The following is a 23,525-nucleotide window of genomic DNA, read 5'->3' as shown; positions in this document are numbered from 1 at the left end:
ACAGAGCAGCGGGCCTGCGCCTGCCGCTGTCTTTCGTGCCGTCAGCATCGATGCGGGCCGCCTGGGCGGGATGGCGGAGTAGGCCGTGCTCACTAGCGACCGGCAGTTCGGCACATACGGAGGGTGGCCATCACAGCGGGTATGAGGATCACCGTAGCGTACTTGCCGCTTGCGGGACAACGTTCAGCATCGCAGCAGATCCGCAGCAGCGCTCAGTATCCACGCACTCAAGCCCCCCTGACATCAAGCGTCTCGTAGATCGCGGCATAGGCATCTATGCCAGAGTCCAGACTAAGGGCCAGTGCGGATGAACGGATTTCTGCGGAGGACAGTGGTCGCGCCAGTACCTGTCCTAATCCGGCGCACATTGTGGCGGGCGCAAAGTCTGTCAGCACGAGCGATCCGTTAACAGTGGGTGATAACAGGGTGTCGAGGTCGCCGACGCCGGCATTGGCGACCACGGGCACGCCGCAGGCCAGCGTCTCGCCGACCTTGGTGGGAGAGCAACCGATCTTGGACAGGTCGGCGCGAATGAAAGCCACCGATAGGTCACTTGCTCCGATTAGCGCCGGCACCCGTGATCGCGCCGCGCCCGTGACCCGGATCGCCTCGCGTGGCAGGCCGGCCGCCGTAGCCGCAGCATACACCGTGTCCGCAGCGTTGTTGACGACGAAGAGGAAAATCGCATTCGGCCTTAGCTCTCGCAACTGCACAAATAGCGTCATCATCGAATCGAGCAGGTACTCAACGCCGATGCTGCCAAGATAGAGGAGCACCGTGGCGTCGTGCGCGATGCCGAGTTCCGATCGGATCGGCCCCACGTTGAGCGGCAGACGGAACAGGTCAAAGTCAGCACAGCACGGCACGACCGAAAAGGTCGGCGCTTCGGCCGTCCCGACATATTGACGCCGCAAATGCGTCACCGCACGCTCAGTCAGGCAATTGACATGATCCGCTGCGAGTACGAACCGTCGTTCGAGGCGCTTAAGCCCGCGAAAGACGGGCACGAACCGGCCTCTCGCGATCCCGGTATCCGCCCAGAAATCGCGGAAATCGAACAGTAGCCTTGCACCCGTCCAGTGCTTCACCGCGATACCGACTGGCATGGTCGGATGGCTGCGGCAATGAACGAGCGTGATACGTTCGGCGCGGCAAATGCGGCGCGCCGCGCGTGCCATGGAGGCAAGGTCGCGCAGTGTGCCGATCAGGGGCTTGTGGTAAGATATTGCTGTCCAGCGCACGCCTACGGATGCAAAGCGCGCCTGATAATCGGCGACCAGCGCTTCCCTGCCATCCTTCTCCGCGCTGAGAAGGTGGATGTCATAGCCGCGCGCGGCCAGCCCGAGCACGTAGGGCGCGATTTGACTTTGGCCGATGTGATCGGTGATCCCATCCTGACTAATGTACAGAACTGTCATTCGGCTGTCCCTAGCATCAGTGCGCGGTAGCGAGCGGCGATTGGTGCCGGCGCAAAGGCCGTAGCCCGCGAGCGCGCGGCTACGCTGTCGTCGGGAGCCGCAAGCGCCGCCTCGATGGCGTCGGCCATCGCGACCGCGTTCCCGACGGGGACCAGTCGGCCGAGACCGTCCAGTATTTCGGCTGGTCCACTTGGACAATCTGTAGAGACCACAGTCAGACCATGTCCAAGCGCTTCGGCCACCACGTTGGCAAAACCTTCATAGTCGGAAGACAACACGAAAAGATCGGCCGATGCATACCAGCGCTCTGGTGCCGGCGTGTGACCGGGAAGCAGCAACTGGCGTGCGATGCCGAGCTTTTGCGCAGCCTGCTCGATTGCTGCGCGTTCACTCCCTTCACCAACGATTGCCAGACGATCGCCAGGCCGAGCCATGCGGGCAAAGGCTTCGAGCAGCAGTCGGTGATTTTTTTGTGGCTTCAAAGTACCGACGCTCAGGATGCGCCGCCCAGCACCACCCCAATCGGGTAGGTCGCTAGGTTGAGAAGCAGAGGGTGGCGCGATCGGGTTATGGATGGCGTGCACGGTACTGCGGGGCAAGCCGCATAGCACCGCCAGGTCGTCCGCTGCCCCTTGCGACACGGCAACCCGGGCTGCAGCTTGGCGGTGGCTCCAGCGTAGGGCCGGGCGCAGCAGCGTGCGCGCGCTCGCCGGCCACGTCTGTGCCTCGACGGAGAGCGTATTATGCTCAGCTACGACGACCCGTATGCGACTGCGCCGCGCCGCCCATACCGCGATGCTGGTTAGCGGCCATAGAGAGGCGAGCAGGACATCGGGCCGCACCCGAGCGCAATAGTCCTCGAGTGGGCGAACCGCATTGCGTAACCGCCTCGCCTCCAACGCCACCAAGCGCACCCCGACGGGGACCGCGTCCAACAACGCGCCCTCTTGGCGCAGCACCAGCAGGTCGACCTCATCACCCAGCCGCACGAACTCGGTCGCGAGCGTTAGCGTGACGCGCTCGGTGCCGCCTGGTTCAAGGCTTGGTAGCAGTAGCGCAATCCTGGCCACTCAGCCGTCCGCGCGCTTAGCAAGATAATTGTGCCGATCCAACGGCTTCACCACAAAGCCCGCCCGAGCAAGCACGGCGGCGATTGCGCCGGTGTCGTCAAGTTGTTCGAAAATGATGGCCCGCGTACGCGCGAGTGTCGTCGCGGCGCCTGCCAGCGCATCAATTTCGGCGCCTTCGATATCGAGCTTCAGCAGCGCGATTTCGGCCACGTCTGCGAGCACCTCGTCGAGCGTGCGTGTCTCTACCGACAGCATAGTCGGCCGGTCCAGCGTATGCGCGAGCACGAGCGTAGCCTGTCCGCTTTTCGCCGGGTCGATTGCAGCCGTTACGACACGCCCTGAACTGGCGGCGAGTGCGGCCTCCACGACGTCTGCTTCCAAGTCGTTGCGCGCAAGGTTGGCGCGCAGGCGTGCCGCGGTGGCTGGTATCATCTCGATTGCAACCAACCTACCGGCGGCCCCGATCAGTCGGCCGGCGAACACGCTGAACGCACCGATATTGGCGCCTGCGTCGACGACGGTATCGCCAGGGTGGAGTAACGCGCGGGCAGCCGCGTAGACCGCCGCTTCCCGGCGGGGCAGGAGCAGGTACAATTCGTCGCTATGTGCGTGTGCGAGGAAACGACCGAGCTTCGGCACGTCGATGTTGATGTCGTGCAGCAGTACCGGATTGCGCCAACCATAGAAGCGGCCCCAGGCGGTCATCGGCGCGGCGAGCGCCGACTGGCGCAGCCAGCGGCGGTCGGTTGAAGTTACGCCTTTGATCTCGCGCAGTATCACTACCCACGTGGTGATCCGGTCGAGATAGTTGAGCGCTCCCCGACCTGCACGCCGTACGGGAGGTGGCAACTTCCACACAAGAGTAGCAGCCAGGCTCATCGGCCGCTCCGCTGCAGTGGTCGCGCTGAAACTATGACGACTACCGTCTTTGACGATGTATCGGCGCTGGTCACGACGTGCTTCCTCATCACGGTGTCTATCGTCGCCCGCCTTAGCTCTGTTGCCATATCGCTCGGTCGGTCGCATCGGCCAAGCCACCGCTTGGCTGTTACGCTTTCGTGCGGCTGGCGTGAAACGACGCAGTCTGCGGCCTCCGGATCGCAGTCGCGGATCGCATGGTGGAAAATTGCGATGTCACCGCCAGTCTCGCGTACCGGTTTGGCATGGGGGGGAGTACACACCTCACCACAGAGCGGTGAGGACGCACTCGGGGCGCGACCAACACCGCCAGGAGACCCAGCGTGCGCCTTGCGCCATCTTCGACTGATCAAACCATCCGTCAAAGTCTTGTCTCTTCTAATTAGTACCACGACCGCGCCCGAACGACCATGGTCGAAGGGGACGCGAGCATTGGGAGCCGGTGTTAAATAAACTGGCGGTGCCAAGAAGAGACGGAATAATTCCCAAATTCCGGCTAGCGAACCGGTTCAATATTCCGGCGCGAACTAGAGTTGCAACAAGAATAGACGCGGCTGCGCCAACTGCCCCGAACAGCGGCGTAAGGACAAACCCCGTCGCCACTGCGGCCATCACAGACGCCGCAAACGCTCGAGCGACCACCCGCTCATGCCCTGTCATGGTCAACAGCATGACGCCCGGCCCAAGAGCGGCAGCAATCAACTGATTGCAGCTAAGCACCAGAAGCGGCCAGTAAGCATCGACGAAATCCGTTCCAAACGCGAGCGGAAGCATCCATCTTCCCGCAAGTGCGACCGCAAGCGTTGCTGCTCCAACCGAGATCGTCATGAAGATGGTCGATCCAGCGACGATCCGTGCGAGCCTGTGGCGCTTGCCGGCCGCATGCGCGCTGGCAAGGAACGGTCCCACGACAATGTTCTGTAGAGAGATTGGCACCGATACGACGGCCGAGCAGGCCATTGCGACCCTTAACAACCCGGCATCGGTGATGCTCGCTGCATAACTGGCCATGAGCACACCATAGTTGCCCTCCAACGCCCGCATTGCTTCCAACAGGGTCATTGGCAACGCCGCCGCACTCCACGCACGCAGGCGCGGCGGACTCCGCCCGGCAGCGCGAGGGAGGCGGACGTAGAACAGGGTAAAGCCGATTACTGTAATTCCGACTGCGGCTAATGTTTGCGCGCCAATTGCTCCCGGAGCCCCAAGCGGCCGCGACCAAACAAGAAGTGCCGTGAGGAATGCGAGCGGCCGCACCAGCACATCGAGCAGCTGGCTGGAGATCACGCGTTCCTGTCCGCGCAGCAGGCCGGTTGCGAGTGCCGAGAACGCCAGTGCAGGTAGCAATATTGCCGCAGCACTCAGGGCCTGCTTCAACGACGGCGCCAGCGGTAACACGTCGGCGCAAACCAACAGCGCGGTGGCGAGAAGGAGTGATGCGACACCGACTGTCAGTACGAACCACCAGGCCAGGGCAGCCACCTCGTCAGCCCGGCCGCGGACGCGTGCCGCCGACACCTCACGGGTCGCTAGCAGCGGTAAGCCGAGCTGCGCCGGCACGGCGAGCAACGTCACAAGAGCGAGTGCCGTGCCGTAAATGCCGTATCCGCTAGCACCGAGCTGCCTCGCCAGCACCACGCCGACGCAAAAGGTCGCCAATGTGCCCGCCGCCCAAACCACTCCGCTTGTTATGGTCGCCATCGCCAGCCGCCGTCCAAGACTGGATTGGGCCAGCTCGCGCAGGGTCTTCAGCATGCCACTTGCTGCCGATGCCCTTGCCCGGCAATGCGTGCGGCTGGCGATGCGATAGTGAGGGTCATCACGGGCGCGCCCGCGGGTAGTCAACCACTAGGCACCAACTCGACGCCGGTGACCTGCGCTTCGATCTCGCTGAACATTTCGCCCGGCGTCCCTATCAACCGCACTCGCAGCATTTCGCAACCCGGCGCGACGTTTACAGGTGTGGACAGCGCCCGCAGCTGTGCGTCGAGGGGATCGAGCGGCAAAGTGGCAATGACCGAGCCGTTGGCGCAGCGCACCTCCATACTTAGCCGCCCGCCGGTTGCACCGTTGGTACGGCGCCGTGCGGCAAGCCTGAGCTGATATGTGCCAGATTGCGCGTACACATATTGTTCCGCCAGTACGCCGGTTGTTGATCCGAAATAGCGCACATCAAGCGCGGTCGCCTGCGGTAGGTCGCCAGCTGTTACCATACGCGTGGAACCGACTTCGTCCTGCGAAAGAATCCAGTTGAACGGCCGTGCTCCAGGCCAGCGACCGAAGTTGCCGTCGTAAATGCCGTGCGCACGTTCGCGATAATTCGTCGGAAGAAGCTGCCGCCAGGCCCGATAGGCGCGAACTCCGTCACCAGCGTTGATCATGGCGACAAATACCGCCCGCTGCTCATCCCCCGTTGCCATACGACTGGCGACGCTCGATGAAGGCGACAGCAGAGCCAGGAGGGTGTCCGACGAGGAGGTGTTCGCCGCTGTCTGGAAGAACGCCGTGCGCCAGAAAGGCTGGGTCGCCAGTTTATCGGCCAGCGCCCTTTGCCCGTCCGGAGTGGCGGCAATGGCCGTTAGTACGGTCATGATCGCGGTAATCGCTTCCGGACGGAGGCGGATCGCCGGACCAACCTCATCAAGCGCTGCTGTATAGTGCCCGGTGCGAACGAAATGATCCAACAGCCAGAAGCGGGCGAGTGGGGCACGCGGATCGCGGTCCCGTGCAGCCACCATAAGCCGCTCGGCACGGCTGATATCTCCCTTGCCAGCGGCATCCAAACCCGCGAGCGCGAGCGGGTCGGCGAGCAGGGGGTCACGCGCCAGGGCCGAACGGTAAAGTGCGCGAGTCGTATCGTCGATATCGCCACTGGCGGCAGCGACGCGCGAACGAGCGAGCGCTGCGAGGCTCGCACCATCAGCGGGCCAAAACTGGGCCGCCAATTGGGGATCAGCATCACGCACGCTGTCTTGAACCGCACCGCGTACTGACATCCAGGCTAGTACTAGGGCGGCCCCCAGCATCGTCACCCGAACAACACTGCCGGGGATATAACGACTATCCTCTACCGTCATGCGACACGATCAATATCGAGCTGCCGGATTTCGGCGTCCTCCCCGTAGCGTTTCTGGCGACGTGCGCCGTAGCCATAACCGTAACCATAGCCATAACCGGAGCCATAGCCGTAGCCGTAGCCGCCGTTCTTAGGATTGTACTTCGTCAAGATCACGCCGGTGACGCTCGCATTCGCCGACTGTAGCCGGCGCAGTGAACTCAAGATCGCCTGACGGCGCGCTGAACTAGCTTCCACCACGAGGATCGTAGCGTCGCACAGTGCAGAAAGGACCGGCGAGTCCGCCAAGCCAAGCACGGGCGGTGAGTCGATCAGCACAATGTCGAAATGATCCGATAGTTCGCTCAGAATCGCTTCTATACGGTTCGTCGCAAGAAGTTCTGCCGGGTTGAGCGGAATAGGGCCGCTCGGCAGAAGGGATAAATTGGCGAGAGCGGTCGTTGCCACATGATCCATCGCGCGTCCAGGCGTTACCAAAAGCGTCGCCAGCCCGATATCGCTCGGCTGACTGGTTTTGAACGACGGCTTACGCATATCCGCGTCGACCAGAACGACCTTGGCGCCAGCACGGGCAAGGTTTTGAGCCAGCGCAAGTGACGACGACGATTTGCCTTCACTGGGCCTAGTACTGGTAACTAACGCGGTTCGCGGAAAACTGTTGTTCGATATAAACTGTATCGAGCTCATAATTGTATAGTAAGCCTCGCTGAGCTCGGAACGTTGTTCCTTTAACTCATCGACGAACGAGGTTCCCTTAGCAGTTCTAGGAACTATACCAAGTAAGGGAACTTTGAGTTTGTTAATCACATCTTCTGGAGTCTTGAGTGTATCGTCCACGAACTCAATAGCAAATGCCAAACCTAATCCAAGAACGACCCCGGCTAAGACGCCGATTGCCAAATTCTTAAAGACGTTCGGTGTGAAAGGCGAGTTTGGAGTCTTGCCGTCATCAACAATTGCGGCTTGACTTTCGCCGACACCGCCCGCGGTGCCAATTTCTTTAAAGCGCTGCAGCAGGCCGTCATAAAGTGTACGGTTTGTGTCAAGGTCGCGCTGAAGAATGTTGTACTGGATTCCTCGACTACGAAGATTCAAAACGTTTGTTCGGTATGAATTGACTTGCGCTAAAAGCTGACGTTCGCGTCCTTGCGCTGCAACAAAAGCCGACCGCAACGTATCGCGTTGTGCAGAACCTATCTTGCCGGTCTCGGCAGCGATGCTATCATTGATCGAGGCCATGCGTTGGCGCAGCGCAACCATTTCAGGAAAATCCGGACGGAACGTCCCAAGCTTCTGCTGATAATCTGCCTGCACCCCAGCGAGCTGGCTACGCAATCCCTGAACAGCCGAAGCGTTATCAGCAGCCGCGCTGGCTGCCGGAGTCGCCTGGCGATATGCCTGCTGTGCAGCGATACGATCGCGGGTCGCAGCGGAAAGCGCCTCGTTATACGACACCAGTGACTGCGCCGACAGCGAGTCCTGCGCAGGGCTACCGCTGTCGCCGGCTTTGCCGGTCTGGGCACCACTGCTTAGGGAAAGGATGTTCTGAGACCGAGCGTACGCAACGAGTGCTCGTTCGCTGGCCTCCAGTTTGTCGCGTGTAGAAGAAAGGCGGGTTTGCAAGAATTGTCGGGCAAAAGCAGTCGCATTATAGCGTCGCTCTAGTGTTGAATCAATAAAGCCCTGCGCATAGGCGTTGATGACCCGGGCTGCTCGAGCCGGATTAGTATCACTATAGGCAATGACGATCAGGTTGCTGCCGCGTAACGGCGTTACCTCGAAATGCTGCATCAATTTGCCGACTGCTGCGCCCTCGCGGTCTGCATGGTTTGTATAGCCTTTTACAAAGGCGTCATCGTCAGCAAGGCCAACGGTCCGCATCACCCTTTCGGCCAGCGTACGGCTGCCGAGCAGGCCAACCTGCGTCGTCAGAAACTGGGCCTCGTTGCGCGCAACCGGCTGGAGGTCCGTCTGCTGCTGCATGAGTTGCATAGGCTGCGTGTTGATCTCCAGCGTTGCCGTCGAGCGGTACACCGGTGTCGTCGAGAGGGTAACGATGATCGAGGCAGCGACCGCGGCGATCAGCACGCCTAGGATCAGCCATCGCCACTTCATTAGGACGCGCCAGACTTCGTTGACGTCAAACTGACTTGGCGTTTTGCGTGTGTCGATCGGATCGACAAGTGCAGTTGGACCTTGGGCCAATTGGCCACGCGATATGGCAGCGCGTTCGGGCGGGGAAGTCGCGGTGATATCGTTCATAGTTTTTTGTCGATCTGGCAGATGACCACGCCCCCCGTTGGCGATCGGTCCGGATGGGTCATGACGGTTCGTACAAGGGACAGCAAGCGTAGCAAGAAGGAGAAGGAAAATAGATCTGTGTTCATCAATCGGCCAGCGCGATCTCGATCGTTCGTGCACTCTTTGTGCGACGTTGGCGGCGACGTGCCGATTGCCACGCCGGCATCTCGGACGACTCCGGGGCCACCATCAGCGCTGCGGCAAAGGCTGCAACGACGGCCAGCGCTGCAGTGCGCGTGGGATAGTCCACGAGGCTGTGGGCGAACAGGATGCCTATGGCGACGAAACCGGCGCGGGAAAGGGCATCGCCTTCCCCGCTACGCCACAGTCGCCGGCCCTGCATGATCCAGAATATGAAAGCGAAGAAAAGAATCAGGACACCAAGTATCCCATGCTCCAAAGCGACTTCAGCATACTCGTCATGTGCGTGATTTAGATATTCGAGCGAGGCTTCTTTAACATCTTCATAGTGCGGATATATCCGCTGGAACGTACCGCCCCCTGAGCCGAACGGCAGATAATCCAGCGAAGCTGCCGCTGTCGTGCGGATCGACTGGTTTCGCATGTGCGGATCGATGCCGCTCAACTTGTCACCTAAGTCGTTTATTTGGATAGGTGCCGCGACCGCAGCAACACTGCATACTAAGCCAACCGTCAGGCCGATCTGGATCAGCGAACGTGGAATTGTACCGTGTCCGCCTCTGATGAACACTGCCGCGGCAGCTAGTAGCGTCGGCGTCAGCAATAGCCAGCCAGCAGCTGACTTGACCACCACAACACCAACAGCGATCAGCAGAGCGACGCATCCCGTCATCATCAGCCGCCCGATCTTCGCGTCGGCCTCCTGAGATTTACGCTTTGGGCTGATCGCTATAGCGCCGATGAAGGGAAGGGTTGTAAGCAGAAGCGTTGCGAGGTGATTGCGGTTCGCAAAGAACCCGACAACACCGCCGCGGTTGGTAACATCGTAGATGTAGTACAGAGAATCAGGTCCCTGCATCTTCTGAAGAATACCGAGGAAAACCGAGACCACTGCTACGGTCACCAGCACGTACAACGAGTAAAGTCGACCGTACCCCGACGAAGCAAAGACCAGTAGCAGCATTGCAAAGGGAGGTATAATCGCAAGCAGTGCTGCGAGCGTACGATCGGGCGATAGGGAGATCGGGAGCCATGGTGCGCCGCCACCGACAAGGTCGAAACTCGCTGCGGCCAAATCGCGCCCAGGTAGTAGCGTCCACAAAAGGGGCGGCAGCGGTACGAGTTCGAGTATTAGCAGCATTCCCGCTGCGGCGAAGAGCATGAGAAGAATGCGGCCGGGTCGGGCCAGCTGAGGAAGCGATCCCGAAAGCACGACCGTCAATATGCAGAGCAATCCAAGCAGCTGGAGCGCACCGTTCACCATGGAACCAGCTGCGCTCGCGCCTCCCAACACCAAGCAAAGCAACAGGTATGCCGGTGTTAGATAACGACTAAAAATACGCGACAACTACGAAGCCCCAGATTGTAGCCGAGGCACCACCGCCGCCAGCGCATGAACGTGCAGGCCCCACAATTAGCCGGAAGAACAGCGCATCGGTGCGACTGCGTTAAATTTCAGGGTACTCATACTTTTTATGGGCTTGTGGGACGAGTCCCGCCGTTCCCGCCACCGCTGGCTGCAAGGCCCACTACCAAGCCAACTGCCGCGAGCCCGGCCAACGCAAAGAGGATCGAGTTCCCGGCCAAATTTGACTCGGCGTTCCGCACTGGAGTGCTAGTCTGTCCCGTGCGAACCCGCATAGTCTGCTTTTGAGGCGCGGCCATGCTCATCTGAGATGTCGCAAGCGCCACTACGGCAGCGATCGTTGCAAACTTGCGCATCAAACCTCCCAAAAGCCAAGCCACCGCAGATTACGTGCTGACTTGCAAAGACGGGCCACTATCATGGGAGGATCGCAGTCGCAAGACTTCATGCTCTTCAGATCACTGCTGGAACTACGAAATTCTTAAAACCGCGTAAACAGACCGATGAGCGGAACGGTTTGCAATAAGGTCGTCCACGCTGGGTTCGTCTGTCGCCCATCTACAACAACGATGTCGTTTGCATAGATCACCGGGTCAGGGTCGGTGCCATTGCGGATCGTCGTCAGGTCGAACGCCGCAGCATTGCGCTGGCCGTTGATCTGACGGAAGACCACGACTTTTTTTGGATTGGCGCCTTGCGAGGTGCCCCGCGCCATCGCGATCGTTTTCAACAACGTGGTTTTGTCGGGGATAGGGTAAAGACCCGGCGAGGCCACGGAACCATCGATGGTGACCGTTCTGGCCACTGCCGTTTTCAACGAAACTGTAACTTGAGGACGCTGTAGGTAGCGCGTGTTAAGCCGCGCGGTGAGGTCCGTGCCGATTTCCTGCGTCGACTTGCCAGCCACCGGTACCGCGCCGATTAACGGCATCGTGATGTTGCCCGCAGCATCAATTTGGTGATCGCCAGACATCGATTCAACGTTGAAAATCGTGATGCTTATCACGTCACCGGGACCTGCCTGGTACGTCGTCAGTGTGTCCGACATAGCGAGTGCGTCAGGTGCTGTGAAATTCTTTGGATTATAGGAAAGCTGCCTGTCCCGCTGGCTAGCGCAGCTTGCCAACAGCATGATGCCCGCTGTCGATGCGATCAACCTTAGCCCAAAGCGCAACCGCTCATCCTCCCTATGTAGTGCGCCTGAGGGCCACTTCCCCGACATTACCGATCGCTCCTCCATGCCCCAGCTCCAGCGGCGCGACAAGCCTAGCGATCAAGCAGTTGAGTCAGCTGGTGGCAAGGAACCAGCGTTCCGTGCCCTCCAAGCCGATGGCGGTTAAGATGCCGGTTTGATAGGCGCCGGTGTCTATCCCAATTCGATTACCATACTCGGTCGCTATCTTTTCGATCGTATGGCCATGAACGATCATCAAGCCATGCGTGGCCCGACTTTCCAAAAAAACTTCGCGGATCCAGCGCAAGTCTTCGCCTTGTTGCTCAGCGATGGGAACGCCTGGGCGGATGCCGGCATGAACGAAAAGATAGCCGCCAATCGCGATCTTACTCTCAGCGGCATCCAGCAAAGTGACGACATCACGGGGGATCCTCGTCTTTAGCAGCACCGCGAGATCGTTGTAGTTGCCCCGGTTGATCTCCTCCTCCGCTAGCCCGAAGCTGGCCAGCGTCTGTAGTCCACCGTTGCGCATCAAAGCGCGAACTGCTTGACGATCGCCGCGCGCGGCCAGCACGAACAGCTCCTCATGGTTGCCTTTGATCAACCTACCGATACCGGAGGAGAGGAGATCGCGTGCATAATCAATGGCCCGCGCGGAATCAGGTCCTCGGTTTACCAGATCGCCGAGCAATATCACGGTCCGCATGGCGGGGCCGCGCGCTGCATGATCGGCTTCGATCATATCCAGCAGGCAGCGCAACTCGTCTGCGCAACCATGGACGTCCCCGATTGCATAAACACGCTGTCCTGGTGGGACTGCAGGAGGTATCCCGGTACCGGCGCGTGGTGCCTTGCGGCGGAACAAGATCGGTAATCGCACCTTTGCTACTTTACTCCTGGCGCGTTGGGGGTCGGCGAGACTCAACCATGGCGTTATCTGCGTCTCGTACGGCCTGCTTGCTAATGGGGTTCAGCGTGCACCAAATCCGCTTAGGATTGTCCGCAGCGTTTTAAGCGCGATCAGCACATCAAGCCAAGCCGAGAAATTTTTGATATAGTAAAAGTCGTAGCTAAGTTTCGCTCGGACGGAGGCAAGGTCGGTGACGTGACCTTGCTGCACCTGTGCCCAGCCGGAAATGCCCGGTCGAACTATGTGCCGGTAATGGTAGAAGGGGATTTCCCCCTCGTACCAGCGAGACAGCGGGATGGCCTCAGGCCGCGGACCGATCCAGCTCATCTCGCCTTTCAAAACATGGAATATTTGAGGTAGTTCGTCCATCCGGCTGCGCCGCAAGATGTGACCGATACGCGTAACGCGCGGATCCCGGATCATCGTCATTGCGTCGCCGCGCGCGGCCGCTTCATTCACTTTGCTGCGCACGTACATCGTACGGAACTTTATCATTCGGAACGGAATGCCGCGATGTCCCATCCGCTCCTGGATGAAAAGCACTGGCCCTTGCGAGCTGAGCTTCACGATCAGCGCGATGCCCAGCAGCAGCACCGCGAGGAAGGGTGACAAGACAACTATACTCAATAGATCCAGCATACGTTTGGCATGGACATAAGCAAGATTAGGCACGAGCGAGCCGAAGCTGTTCTCGGACAAATGGTCCATCGACACGCGACCGGTAATTGATTCCATCAGGACTTTCGTGTGATAAACCTCATGTCCGCGAACTGCGGCGATCGCGAGCATGCGCGCCCATTCGTCGTCGTGATCATGTTGAAGATCGGCAACGATGATCGCCTGGGGGTCGCTCGGTACCACCGGATCGGTCAGGACCATCCAATCTACGCCGGGCACCTCGCGCACCGTTTCGGTATGGCCAAACGGTACCAGCCAGAAGCGGCGTTGTATCTTGCGCGCGACGTGTAGCGCTACGCTAAGTGCCACCAGCAGCGACAAGGCGAACGAGACCGACAGGAAAAGCCGGTTGTACTCAAGTCGAGCTAGGAGAAGCGTTGCGATAGCTAGCCCGTAGGCGCTGGCGAACGAGGGCAAAATGTAGGTGAAAGCGCGCGTGCCAGGGAAAGACGCGACGCGTCGTACGATCAGCGTTGCACTAATGATCGCAAATGTTGCGCCAATAATGCTATATGTGACACCGCGTCCGGCTCGGGTTTCCTCGCCCAAATAGGGGATGAGAAGCGTTGCTGGCAGCACTATGCCACATAGTAGGCCCAGCGCCAGCTGAACGCGAAGTCTCTCGGCCCTGGATCCCAAGGGCCGTACAACGGGATCCCGCATCATCAGCACGTACTACCCCCGCCCACATGGACTCCCTTAACACGCCAAGATTAAGCCTGCTTCCGCTTCCGCTTCCGCGCCCGCTCGCAAGCCATTAGCAACACGGGACGGTTATCGCGCCCCGGTCCGCGGGTCCACTTATCATTCAATTCTGTTGTGAATTGCTCCATTCTGGCAGAATTCTGGCAGAACATGCGCGCCCAGAACGGCATTCTCGCATCGGTTGGCGCTTTTAAAACACAGGTCGTGGTGCAGTCTGTCGCTTGTACGGTGCAATCGAAATCCGCCTGTACTTGAAATCTGCTGCCCATTCTCGGCGACCTGATCGGAACGGCCGAGGTTACCGTTCCTAAGGCGGATTTGGGTAAGTAGCGCTTCCAAGTCGTCTGTTGATATTTCACACCCCTATGAGTCCTTACGCTTTTGCTCAAGCAGGTTGAATGGGCTCCGCGACCCTAACGACCATTTTGCAAGGGTTGGGCCACTTGCGTGTCGAAAGGGGCGATGCGATGGGACGCACCATCTAAGGCGTGTCTGGGGGCGTATATGCGGATCACGATGGTAGGGACAGGTTATGTTGGCTTGGTCTCAGGCGCGTGCTTTTCGGACTTCGGGCATGAAGTGATCTGCGTCGATAAGGATCCCAGCAAGATCGCCTTGCTCGAAAATGGGGTCATGCCAATCTTCGAACCGGGTCTTGAGCAACTCGTCGCCAGAAATGTGCAAGCTGGTCGCCTGTCCTTCACTACCGATATTGCGGCGGGTGTGACAAACGCGGAGGCGGTTTTCATCGGCGTCGGCACGCCTACCCGGCGCGGCGACGGCCATGCCGATCTTAGTTATGTCTTTGCCGCTGCTCAAGAAATCGCCGCTGCACTAGAGGCGCAGAGTGTCGGAGCTTCCGATCTATTACTCGTTACAAAATCGACCGTTCCGGTAGGAACCGGGGACGAGGTAGAGCGCATAGTCCGTCAAGCGGCGCCCAATCGTGTGATCCGCGTTGCGTCCAACCCTGAGTTCCTGCGCGAAGGTGCCGCGATTGAAGACTTCAAGCGGCCCGACCGCGTTGTGTGCGGTACCGATGACGGGATCGCGCGTGGGATGCTGAGTCAGGTTTATCGTCCGTTGTCACTGAATCAGTCTGCGCCGGTCTTGTTCACGGGGCGGCGAACGGCCGAGCTGATAAAGTACGCTGCCAACGCGTTTCTGGCGACAAAGATCAGCTTCATCAACGAGATCGCCGATCTTTGCGAAGCCACTGGCGCAGACGTGCAGGAAGTCTCGCGGGGTATCGGACTGGACAATAGGATAGGGCGAAAATTCCTTCATGCAGGTCCCGGCTATGGTGGTTCGTGCTTTCCCAAAGACACGCTGGCATTGCTAAAAACAGCAGAGGATTACCAGTCGCCGCTGCGCATAGTCGAGGCCGTGGTTGCCGTGAACGATTCACGTAAGCGGGCCATGGGGCGTAAGGTTATTGCCGCAATGGGGGGCGAAGCGCGTGGCAAGGTGGTCACGATCCTTGGGCTGACCTTCAAGCCGAACACCGACGATATGCGCGACAGCCCAGCGATCGCGATTATTCAGGCATTGCAAGACGCCGGTGCCACAATCCGGGCCTGCGATCCTGAAGGAATGCAACAGGCGGCCAAGATGCTGACCGACGTTGCCTTCGTTGAGGATCCCTATGAGGCAGTAACTGATGCCGATGTGGTGGTCATCGTCACCGAGTGGGATGCCTATCGTGCACTGGATCTTTCGCGGATGGCCAAAACAATGCGCACACTGCTGATGGTCGACTTGCGCAACGTCTATGCCATGGATGAGGTGAATAGCGCCGGGCTTACCTATGTCGGCATCGGTAAGCGTGACAGTGCTTTGTCAACACATTGATTAGTCATATGAGCTGAGCCTTGGCGTTAGTCGCAAACGCTGCCTTTGCTATTGTTGTGAAGCTTAGTTGAATATTGACGCAGGTTTTTCTGAATGACGCGGGTCGACTATGCTGCTGCAGCGGTCGCCAAGGCGGCCGAATGAACGCCGGAAACTCACCTTCAGGTTGGATGAGAAACCGGGGGACGCTCAGCGCACCGGCCTTCTCAAAGTAGATCCCTGCCAGTTCGAAACGTATTTCCGTCAAGGCGAGCCCGACACTATCAGCGGTCTAGCGGGCAAATGACGTTCATCGCCACCGGCGCACTAGCCGAGATCGTCACGGACTGCATCCAAGTCAAACAACCGAGGGAGTGTTTGCGCCTTTCCAGAGCTAGAGGCTGTTATGGACTTAGAGGCGGGCCTGATCATCCGTTATTTGATGAGCATTTTGCCGCAAGCCGTATCCGTCTGACGTCAGCACCGAGGAATGGTTGTTGGTCGCACCCTACCTGCTGTTGCAGCGCGAGGATGCCGGCCAGCGGGAGCACGACCTGAGCAAGATGTTCAATGGCCTTCCCTTCATCGTGAAGACGGGTGCGCCGTGGCGGTGGATGCCGAACGACCTTCCGCCCTGGGCCGCGGTGTACCAGCAAACGCAGCGCTGGCTGGCGGCGGGATGCTTTGAAGCGTCGGTCGACGATCTGCGCGCGGTGTTGCGCTTGGCGGCAGGGCGCAAGGCCGAGCCGACCGCCGCGATAATTGGTAGCCGGACGTTGCGCTCCAGCCCGAGAGCGACGAGCGGGCCTGCTATGCCGGTGGGAACGCAACAAGGGCTCGAGGATCTACATGACCGCCGATACGCTAGGCCATCTGCTGGCGCTTCATGTAACACCGGCCAGCGCAGAAGACCGCAGCGAAGTGGAGCGGCTCACGCGTACTGTGCAAGCCATCACCAACGACACCGTCGAACTTGCCTGGGTCGACCAGGGTTATACCGGCAAACGAGCCTCCAACGCCGCAGCCAAACACGGCATCACACTTAAGGTCGTCAAATTGCCCGAGGCCAAGCGCGGCTTCGTCCTCCTGCCGCGATGCTGGGTTGTCGAGCGGTCATTCGCATAGGCGATCCGCTTTCGGCGCCTCGTCAAAGACTACGAGCGCTACGCCGAAACACTCGCAGGACTTCACGTCGTCGCCTTGGCCTGCCTCATGATGAAGGAGGCCGCTGCCTTTGCCGCAGGTTCATAACTGCCTCTAGATGCTGCAACCCCTTCCGGGGCAACGCGCAAATGTCGTAATCAATAATCGTAGTAAATCCTGTAATCCAAAGAGTGGTAATATTATATTCTAATATATGTAAGAATCGCTGAGAGGATGTGGCATGGAGTTCTTTAGAAGGACCTATTGGCTTGCTTTTACCTTGGCGTACCTATCTATCTGCGCATGCGGTTTGATATTTGTTATTATAACATTTGTACCACTCGCATACCTCGAGGGTCGTCGGGCCGCTAAGGCGCGTAAGCAAGCTTGCTTAAGGACTAATCTCGCGTCTCCCGGCGAGCCGCGTTTATGGTATCGCAGGTCCGTTCCGGCCGAGAGCGAAATGACACTTTAAGGAAATGGCAATGCCTGGGCAATTTCGATTCAAGCTGCTTTGCTGTTTATGACACCGCCTTAGATGCGTTGAGGCCGTACCAACATTGCAAGCATGGGTTGACCCGCTTCTCACCCTACGAGCGAGCCGTTACCCTTCTATAGCCTATGGGCAAAGTTCGATCTCAGGCGTTAATACCGTTTTGGTTCCGCTGGCCTAGTCTGCCACCACTCTTCACAAAGCGCGGAACTCGAGCTCGTCCTTGTTTGGATAAAGGCGCGCGGGCGGTACACCGGCCGCGTCATCTGCCGCGTCTGCGGCGGCGCTGGCTTCGGAACATCGAGGACGGGTCAGCAGGGTAGGCCTACACCTAATGGCAGACTTTCAATACCCCAGCCGCTTCCACCGTAATGCAGTCAACAAACGCTTCGTCTACTTCTCACATGCCAGTGATCAATTGTCCTGGACCAGCCGATGGACCGGTACGCTTTCAATTGCCTAACCCTTCCGAGTGATCGACTTCAGCCAACGACTACGCAAGGCTGCTCCATGGGAGAGAATATGCTAAACCGGCTGCTTCACCGCGAATACCAGCCTAGTGCAGGGGACTGGGACCGGGAATATGCGAGCGGGCACTGGCGCTATTTGGCGGGCCTGCCTGAGATGGCGCGCATGGCCGTGATCGTAGGCTATGCCGCAGCGGCCGGTTCGCCAAATCCAGTGATCCTTGACGTTGGCTGCGGCGAAGGGACCTTGCTGAAGGCGTTGCGCGATTTACCCTACCGAACCTATCGAGGCATCGATCTTTCCCCGGTGGCAATCGAACGTGCTCGCGCCAGCGCCGGGCCGCGTGACTCGTTCGAGGCGGTCGGCGCGGACGTTTTGACGCCCGATGAGGCCCCTGACATCATCATATTCAATGAGGTTCTTTATTACCTGAAAGACGTCGAACAACTGGTCTCCCGCTACTTATCAATGCTCGGACCGGAGGGAATCGCAATCGTCTCGGTTCACGTCCGCCGTCGGCACAACCACATCTGGCGGTCGCTTGGGCGCGTTGGTCGGATCGTTGACCAAGTCATGGTCCGGCATTCCATCGGAACGGCATGGCAGATCGCGCTTATCAAGCCGCCGGAATGAAGAGCGTACGAGGTGGTCGACCATCGCCTCGACGATTTTTTCCAGAAGTATTTATAACGCCTGCCGCGAGAGCATTGGACGGCCGTGGGCGAGGTTTGGCTGGGTAATACGGTCCTGGGTTGCCAGCCGATGATGAATGTTCCCGATGTAAACTGCACAGCGTGCTGCCGTAGTTTTTGCTTTCGGAGTTGTCGCTCTGCTTTCGCGTTACGTCTTTACGACCGTGGAAAATCGCTTGCAGATCGCCGTCTTCCTGTTTCTTACCGTTGCGGACGAGTGGATAGGGCGCCCGGCCTTCGGTCAAAGGCCAATCCCTGGAGGCCCGCTTTTGAATGCAGGTTTCGCCATCGCTGCGATACTTGCCGTACGTTGGCACTTGGAAGGATTATGCCCAGGGCTGCACCGCTCCGGATGCGTCTACCGTCTGACGATCGGCGTTTCCGGGAAGCTGCTGTCGGCATTGTCGCCTCGCCGTCTTTGCGACCGCAGTCCGCTAAGGTCAGATGCCTCGAAATGGTCATCGGACGCTGCGGCAACTGGTGCTAGGCTGCACCTATGAGCGAGGAGATCTGGATCAACATTGGGGTCGTGGCAGGCGCATTCCTGATCGCGCTACTGTTTCACTTCGCTATGAGCTTCGAAGAGCGGACATAAGTTTGGGGCTGCGGCCACCGCCTACCCATCTCTCTCCAATAAATTTGCTCGTGGGGTGTCCAAGCCACAAAGCAGCGATTGGACCGCCTTTAGGGCTCATTTCGAGGTGGGGCTTCGGCGGATTGGCCAGTCGATACCTGATATAGCCGAGCTGCCGTTGGGTATAAACTGAACATCCTTAGCTCTTGAGAATGACGGAAACCTTCTTGCTCATTTTGCTGGCCCCCGTAGGCGCCCTGCTTCAAAACGACGGGTATCTGACGGTGCAGTGTCCGCTTCATCGCCTACGACAACACATTCGATGACCTCGTCGACAACGCGATCGAAGTACCTAAGGCCGTTACCGATCCTGCGGTTCCAGCTTCAAATACCGCGCCGCCTCGACTAGGGGAGCGGCGGTACCATCTCTATCATTCGCTGACCTGGCCGATAACCTAACTTCGCCATCTTCGCGACTAGACGATCCTGATGCGATGGCAGCGCACGAAAGAGCAGTCAGTCAGACGCTTGGATGGGTCCATGCCCGCCAGTTTCGACGGATCGGAAATCGAGCGGCTGTCCGAACGAGCCAACGCCGATAGGTGCTTGCCGGCGGGATGTTCGGTGCCAGGTCTATGCGGCTGTCTTATCTCGATCATGACGGAAGGCAGGAAGGTGCCTTTGCCGTAGACCAGCCTTATCGGGTAGAGGACGGTTGCAACCGACGCGGCTCGGCTCTCGTCTTCAAAATGGTCCTGAAGGACATGCTCCGCAGTGACGAAGGTTCCGAACGGATCAGCTTTGAACGCGGTGCCAAGTCCGGTCAGCAGGCCTCCTTCTCGGTCCACCGTGATCACCGAGGTGTCTGCCGCCGTAGGCCGAAAGGGTCCTGAATTAGGAACCGCGACGGCGGACCTTGGCACTTGTTGGGATCGATTGGAAAACTTGCTGTCTGTGACCTACGGCTCAACATAATTCTTGCCGAATCGTCTGGCGAGTTCGGTGCCAACCTCGGGGGTGAGCGGCACGGCGAGGAGGCTGGTCTTGGCGATCGCAGGAGCGGCGCGGTCGAAGAGCGCGATGCATGGTCCGCCGTTGAACCGCGAGATGTAGGCGATGCCGTCGGCGGCGGTGTTTGCATGGATGTACGCGCTCAGCTTCCAGGTCGCGACGTAGTTGTCGCCCATGACGTCCGACAGCCGCAGACCGTGTGCCGAGATACCGGCATCGTCGAGCGGATAGAGGCGCAACGTACTCGAGGTGGCGATCTCGCTTCGCGCCCGAACAAGCACGTCCGTAGATAGCACGTCGGTCACGGTCGGCACGCGGACAAGCGTCTCGCCGAAGGCGGTCTCCAGCTTGCGCGCGAGATACAGCACCTTGAAAGTACCGTCCGGGTCGTCATAGCGCAGGTCGGGCGCAGCACCATTCGGTCCGAAAAAGATCGGATCGTGGATCAGGCGATGGATCCGGTGCAGAACGGTTCTCGCCCGCAGGCTACGGGTTCGCAGGGGGAGTGACATCTGCTTACGCCCAGCCGCGCACCAGACTAAGGAGTTGGGCTCGGACGCCATCGTCGACACCACGTGCGAGCAGGTCGAGGATCGAGGTCTGCTCTTCGGCGAAGCCGTCGAGGGGAGCGACAAGCAGTTGCAGTTGGCCCCAGGGGTTCATGTCGCCGAACTCCGCGAGGACGGGTTTGAGGCCGGCGACGACTGCACCGTCCTTGAACTGCGCGGCGGGGAACCGAATGTCGTTGCCGTAGGGCACGCCGAGGATCTGGCCACGCTGCCGCTGCTTGTCGACGGCCGCCGGGGTGACGCCGAGGAGTTGCGCGACGTCTGCGCGGCTGAACACGCCGCCAGCCCTCTTGGTTAGCTCGGTCCGAAAGTTTGCGGTGCGTGCCTTGGCGGCTCGCTCGGCGGCGAGGCGCTCGGGCGGGGCTGGTGCGAGGTCGCGCGGTGCAACGGCCAGCGCCTGCGCTGCGTCACCTGCAGCGAGGATCGCCGCGAGTGTGTCCTCGCTAGCGCTCGCGATCGCGCTTGCCACAGCTCGACTCAGCACTTCGTTCGCGCGGCGACGAAGAGTGAAGTCGGCTGTGATAGAATTCGCACGGCTGCGCGGTGTCACGTTTTCTGAAGCGGCAGGAGCATTCGTCATTAAACCATGTCCTCGTTGTCTTTCATATGGCACATCTTGACACTGCGGACAAGTTGAAGCTTGATACGACGAAGCGCCAACCGCTGCCCGCATGCACCCAGGTGTTCCAGGCAAGGTGCATACGCATAGAGGAGACATGGAGGCGGCATCCCTGAACGGATGATACGCCATGACGAAAAGGCCGGACTCATGTCCACCCCGGCCCGCAGAACAGGTTGCTATTGCAAAGTTTCAGACGATGACGTGGGTCGCCGCTGCGCGTCGGTATCCGAGCTTGCCAGCAGCTTCTTCCATTTCACTTTCCCCAACGCAGCAGCGATCGGTTCCAGTCGATGCCGAGAAGTCGATCTGGTGGAGTTCACGGTGGATCGTCCAAATTTGGGGGGCGACCCGTAGCGGCAGCTCCTGCTAACGGGCGCATGGCCGCAGATCTGGTCCAATGTACGATCGGTCAGGCGAGCATCGTTACCCTTGGCCTTGAACGCATGGCGACGGGAGTGGAAGACCAGGCGTCGGCCGTTGGAGACATGACGATCGATGATGCGGTTGATCTTTGGCTGGCCTCCTTCGTCCGCTTGCCAACACTGTTCTCCTTAAAATCTGGAAAGAGATGCGTGTGGCCAAGCGCGGTGAGCGATGCCAATCCATCCCGAGGCAATGATCACGATCCTGAGACCTGACGATCACGAGCGGTGGCTGACGGGAAGTTATGACGACGTACTGGCGTTGCAGCGTCCATATCTGGCGGACCAGACGAACGTCCGGGGGCCGGTGTTCCCGATGCGTCAGCAGGCAGAGTGACACCGCTCCCGCCTATAGATCGCCGTTCACGGCGGATTCTATGCTGCCCGATTTGCCGACGTTCGTCGTCTAATCGCTGTGGATAAGCGTCGAACCGGGACCCCACCCGGATCTAGCTAAGTAATTGCTAAGGCTCATAAAGTCGCGACTAGAAGGGGACGCAATCGGTGCCAATCGCGACCTCATCACAACCCTACCTTTCCAAGATATCGCAGCTAGCTGCGTCGGCTAGAAGCTTGAGCCGGCTTTTAGTGCCGATCCACAATCTTCGTGACTAGACGATCCCGATGCGATGGCAGCGCACGAAAGAGCAGTCAGTCAGACGCTTGGATGGGTCCATGCCCGCCAGTTTCGACGGATCGGAAATCGAGCAGTCGTCCTAACGAGCCAACGCCAATAGGTGCTTGCGGGCAGGATGCTTGGTGCCAGACATACGCGGCGGCGTCATGTATCGATCATGACGGGAGGCCGGAAGACGGCTCGGTGTCCGCTGGACGAAGGCTCTTTGCATGGTATGGGCCTTCGCATGTTCGTTCGTTAATCGCCGGGAGCTCGATCATCCCGAGTTATTGGAAGTAATTAATGGCTGACCGTCCTCGTCTCGCGCTTGCGATTCCGACATATCAGCGCGCGTTGATCGTTGCCGAAAATCTGGCTGCAATGGCTGAAGAAGTGCGCGCATTGGACGTGGCAATCTACCTCTCCGATGACAGCCCCGACGACGCGACGGAGGCGGTTGTGCGGGAGCTACGACATATCATCCCGAATCTACACTATCGGCGCAATGCACCTGCTTTAGGACACGACGCGAACCTGATCGCGACGCTCTGCTGGGCAGAGGCCGAGCACGTATGGTTGATGGGCGATGCCATGCGGGTGAAACCCGGCTACCTTGGCCGCATTCTCGCATTTCTAGATGATCAGGACTTTCTGTTCGTACGCGGTCACTCCGAAGATCCGCGGATGATCCCTCAAATGCAAGGGGAGGAGGCCCTTGCGTTCATTCGTGAAGCATTGTGGCATCAGACATTGACGGGTGCCACAATCTATCATTCACGCGTGTGCGACTGGGTCAGAGAACAAGGCACCGCGCTCATAGTCAAGCGCAATTTTCCACAGCTTAGCGTTGTTCTTGGCTATGCAAGTACGCAACCTGTGAAAATCGGCTGGTTCGGCGAAGCAGCGATCGCGTCCGTTGCGAAATTAAGTTACTGGCGTGCTCGTGCGATTGGCGTATTCGTTGATGATTGGGCCGCGCTTGTACTTGCCTTCCCAATAGTTATTCCGGAGAATTTACGGAAACGTGTTATTCGGTCGCATTCGCAAAATACAAAGCTTTTTACTCCCGAGACATTGCTTTCGCTAAAGCCGTCTGGCGAGTTTTCGTGGAGTTCGCTACGCCGACCCCATTTCTTAAATGCGATGCACCTTCCATACTGGCAGGTTGTTGGGCTTCTGACAGTCCCGACCGCGGTGATCGCCGTGACAGCCGCGACTGCACGCGCAAGGCGCGGTCGGCAGTGGGTACGTAACCGATTGCACCGAACAGCATCTCAGACAAACCGATAAGCTGAGCGCGTTGGTCGCTCGCAATCGCCGAATGACTA

At 59.1% G+C, this 23,525-nt stretch carries 17 protein-coding genes and 1 pseudogene; 5 read left to right on the top strand and 13 right to left on the bottom strand.

Annotated features, from left to right (window positions below):
* Positions 1–227: 227 nt before the first annotated feature.
* The 10 genes from SJY41_RS21150 to SJY41_RS21105 all read right to left on the bottom strand — a co-directional run bounded on the left by SJY41_RS21150 (position 228) and on the right by SJY41_RS21105 (position 13,631).
* On the bottom strand, positions 228–1,418 hold the full coding sequence (locus SJY41_RS21150) for a glycosyltransferase (RefSeq protein ID WP_380784354.1): 1,191 nt from the start codon (positions 1,416–1,418) through the stop codon (positions 228–230).
* Entirely contained in the window at positions 1,415–2,488 is a 1,074-nt protein-coding gene (locus SJY41_RS21145) for a glycosyltransferase (protein ID WP_380784353.1), read from the bottom strand. Before SJY41_RS21145 ends, SJY41_RS21150 begins: the two co-directional genes overlap by 4 nt.
* Complete coding sequence (locus SJY41_RS21140) at positions 2,489–3,367, bottom strand: FkbM family methyltransferase (RefSeq protein ID WP_380784352.1); 879 nt, start codon at positions 3,365–3,367, stop codon at positions 2,489–2,491.
* Between the two features lie 417 nt (positions 3,368–3,784).
* Positions 3,785–5,161, bottom strand: coding sequence for a lipopolysaccharide biosynthesis protein (locus SJY41_RS21135; protein WP_380784351.1), 1,377 nt, complete (start codon positions 5,159–5,161; stop codon positions 3,785–3,787).
* Between the two features lie 86 nt (positions 5,162–5,247).
* Complete coding sequence (locus SJY41_RS21130; RefSeq protein WP_380784350.1) at positions 5,248–6,483, bottom strand: tetratricopeptide repeat protein; 1,236 nt, start codon at positions 6,481–6,483, stop codon at positions 5,248–5,250.
* Complete coding sequence (locus SJY41_RS21125; RefSeq protein ID WP_380784349.1) at positions 6,480–8,744, bottom strand: GumC family protein; 2,265 nt, start codon at positions 8,742–8,744, stop codon at positions 6,480–6,482. Before SJY41_RS21125 ends, SJY41_RS21130 begins: the two co-directional genes overlap by 4 nt.
* Positions 8,745–8,868: 124 nt before the next feature.
* Positions 8,869–10,185 (bottom strand): O-antigen ligase family protein, encoded by a 1,317-nt coding sequence (locus SJY41_RS21120; protein WP_380784348.1) that lies wholly within the window; start codon positions 10,183–10,185, stop codon positions 8,869–8,871.
* A 586-nt stretch (positions 10,186–10,771) separates the two neighbouring features.
* Positions 10,772–11,422: a polysaccharide biosynthesis/export family protein gene (locus SJY41_RS21115; RefSeq protein WP_380784347.1), complete on the bottom strand. Its 651-nt coding sequence runs from the start codon at positions 11,420–11,422 to the stop codon at positions 10,772–10,774.
* Positions 11,423–11,576: 154 nt separating this feature from the next.
* Complete coding sequence (locus SJY41_RS21110; RefSeq protein ID WP_380784346.1) at positions 11,577–12,344, bottom strand: metallophosphoesterase; 768 nt, start codon at positions 12,342–12,344, stop codon at positions 11,577–11,579.
* Positions 12,345–12,434: 90 nt separating this feature from the next.
* Positions 12,435–13,631 carry a sugar transferase gene (locus SJY41_RS21105; protein ID WP_380784345.1) on the bottom strand — a complete coding sequence of 399 codons (1,197 nt, stop codon included), beginning with the start codon at positions 13,629–13,631 and terminating at the stop codon, positions 12,435–12,437.
* 630 nt (positions 13,632–14,261) lie between these two features.
* On the opposite strand from SJY41_RS21105, the gene SJY41_RS21100 reads away from it, so the two are divergent.
* From SJY41_RS21100 to SJY41_RS21090, 3 genes and pseudogenes are all read left to right on the top strand, one after another.
* Entirely contained in the window at positions 14,262–15,608 is a 1,347-nt protein-coding gene (locus SJY41_RS21100) for a UDP-glucose dehydrogenase family protein (RefSeq protein ID WP_380784344.1), read from the top strand.
* Between the two features lie 473 nt (positions 15,609–16,081).
* A pseudogene (locus tag SJY41_RS21095) lies at positions 16,082–16,838 on the top strand (IS5 family transposase).
* A gap of 907 nt (positions 16,839–17,745) precedes the next feature.
* Positions 17,746–18,324 carry a class I SAM-dependent methyltransferase gene (locus tag SJY41_RS21090; RefSeq protein WP_380784343.1) on the top strand — a complete coding sequence of 193 codons (579 nt, stop codon included), beginning with the start codon at positions 17,746–17,748 and terminating at the stop codon, positions 18,322–18,324.
* A 1,109-nt stretch (positions 18,325–19,433) separates the two neighbouring features.
* On the opposite strand, the gene SJY41_RS21085 is transcribed toward SJY41_RS21090, so the two are convergent.
* The 3 genes from SJY41_RS21085 to SJY41_RS21075 form a co-directional block, all read right to left on the bottom strand.
* Positions 19,434–19,814 (bottom strand): hypothetical protein, encoded by a 381-nt coding sequence (locus SJY41_RS21085; protein WP_380784342.1) that lies wholly within the window; start codon positions 19,812–19,814, stop codon positions 19,434–19,436.
* A gap of 102 nt (positions 19,815–19,916) precedes the next feature.
* Positions 19,917–20,480, bottom strand: coding sequence for an RES family NAD+ phosphorylase (locus SJY41_RS21080; RefSeq protein ID WP_380784341.1), 564 nt, complete (start codon positions 20,478–20,480; stop codon positions 19,917–19,919).
* 4 nt (positions 20,481–20,484) lie between these two features.
* Positions 20,485–21,006, bottom strand: coding sequence for a hypothetical protein (locus tag SJY41_RS21075; protein ID WP_380784340.1), 522 nt, complete (start codon positions 21,004–21,006; stop codon positions 20,485–20,487).
* Between the two features lie 747 nt (positions 21,007–21,753).
* On the opposite strand from SJY41_RS21075, the gene SJY41_RS21070 reads away from it, so the two are divergent.
* Positions 21,754–21,918, top strand: a complete 165-nt coding sequence (locus SJY41_RS21070) for a hypothetical protein (protein WP_380784339.1) — start codon at positions 21,754–21,756, stop codon at positions 21,916–21,918.
* Positions 21,919–22,500: 582 nt separating this feature from the next.
* Entirely contained in the window at positions 22,501–23,487 is a 987-nt protein-coding gene (locus SJY41_RS21065; protein WP_380784338.1) for a glycosyltransferase family 2 protein, read from the top strand.
* Positions 23,488–23,525: the final 38 nt, after the last annotated feature.

Origin of the sequence: Sphingomonas sp. R86520 (assembly GCF_042466285.1) — a bacterium.
Taxonomy (GTDB): domain Bacteria; phylum Pseudomonadota; class Alphaproteobacteria; order Sphingomonadales; family Sphingomonadaceae; genus Sphingomonas.
This window is presented reverse-complemented; position numbering and strand designations above follow the sequence as displayed.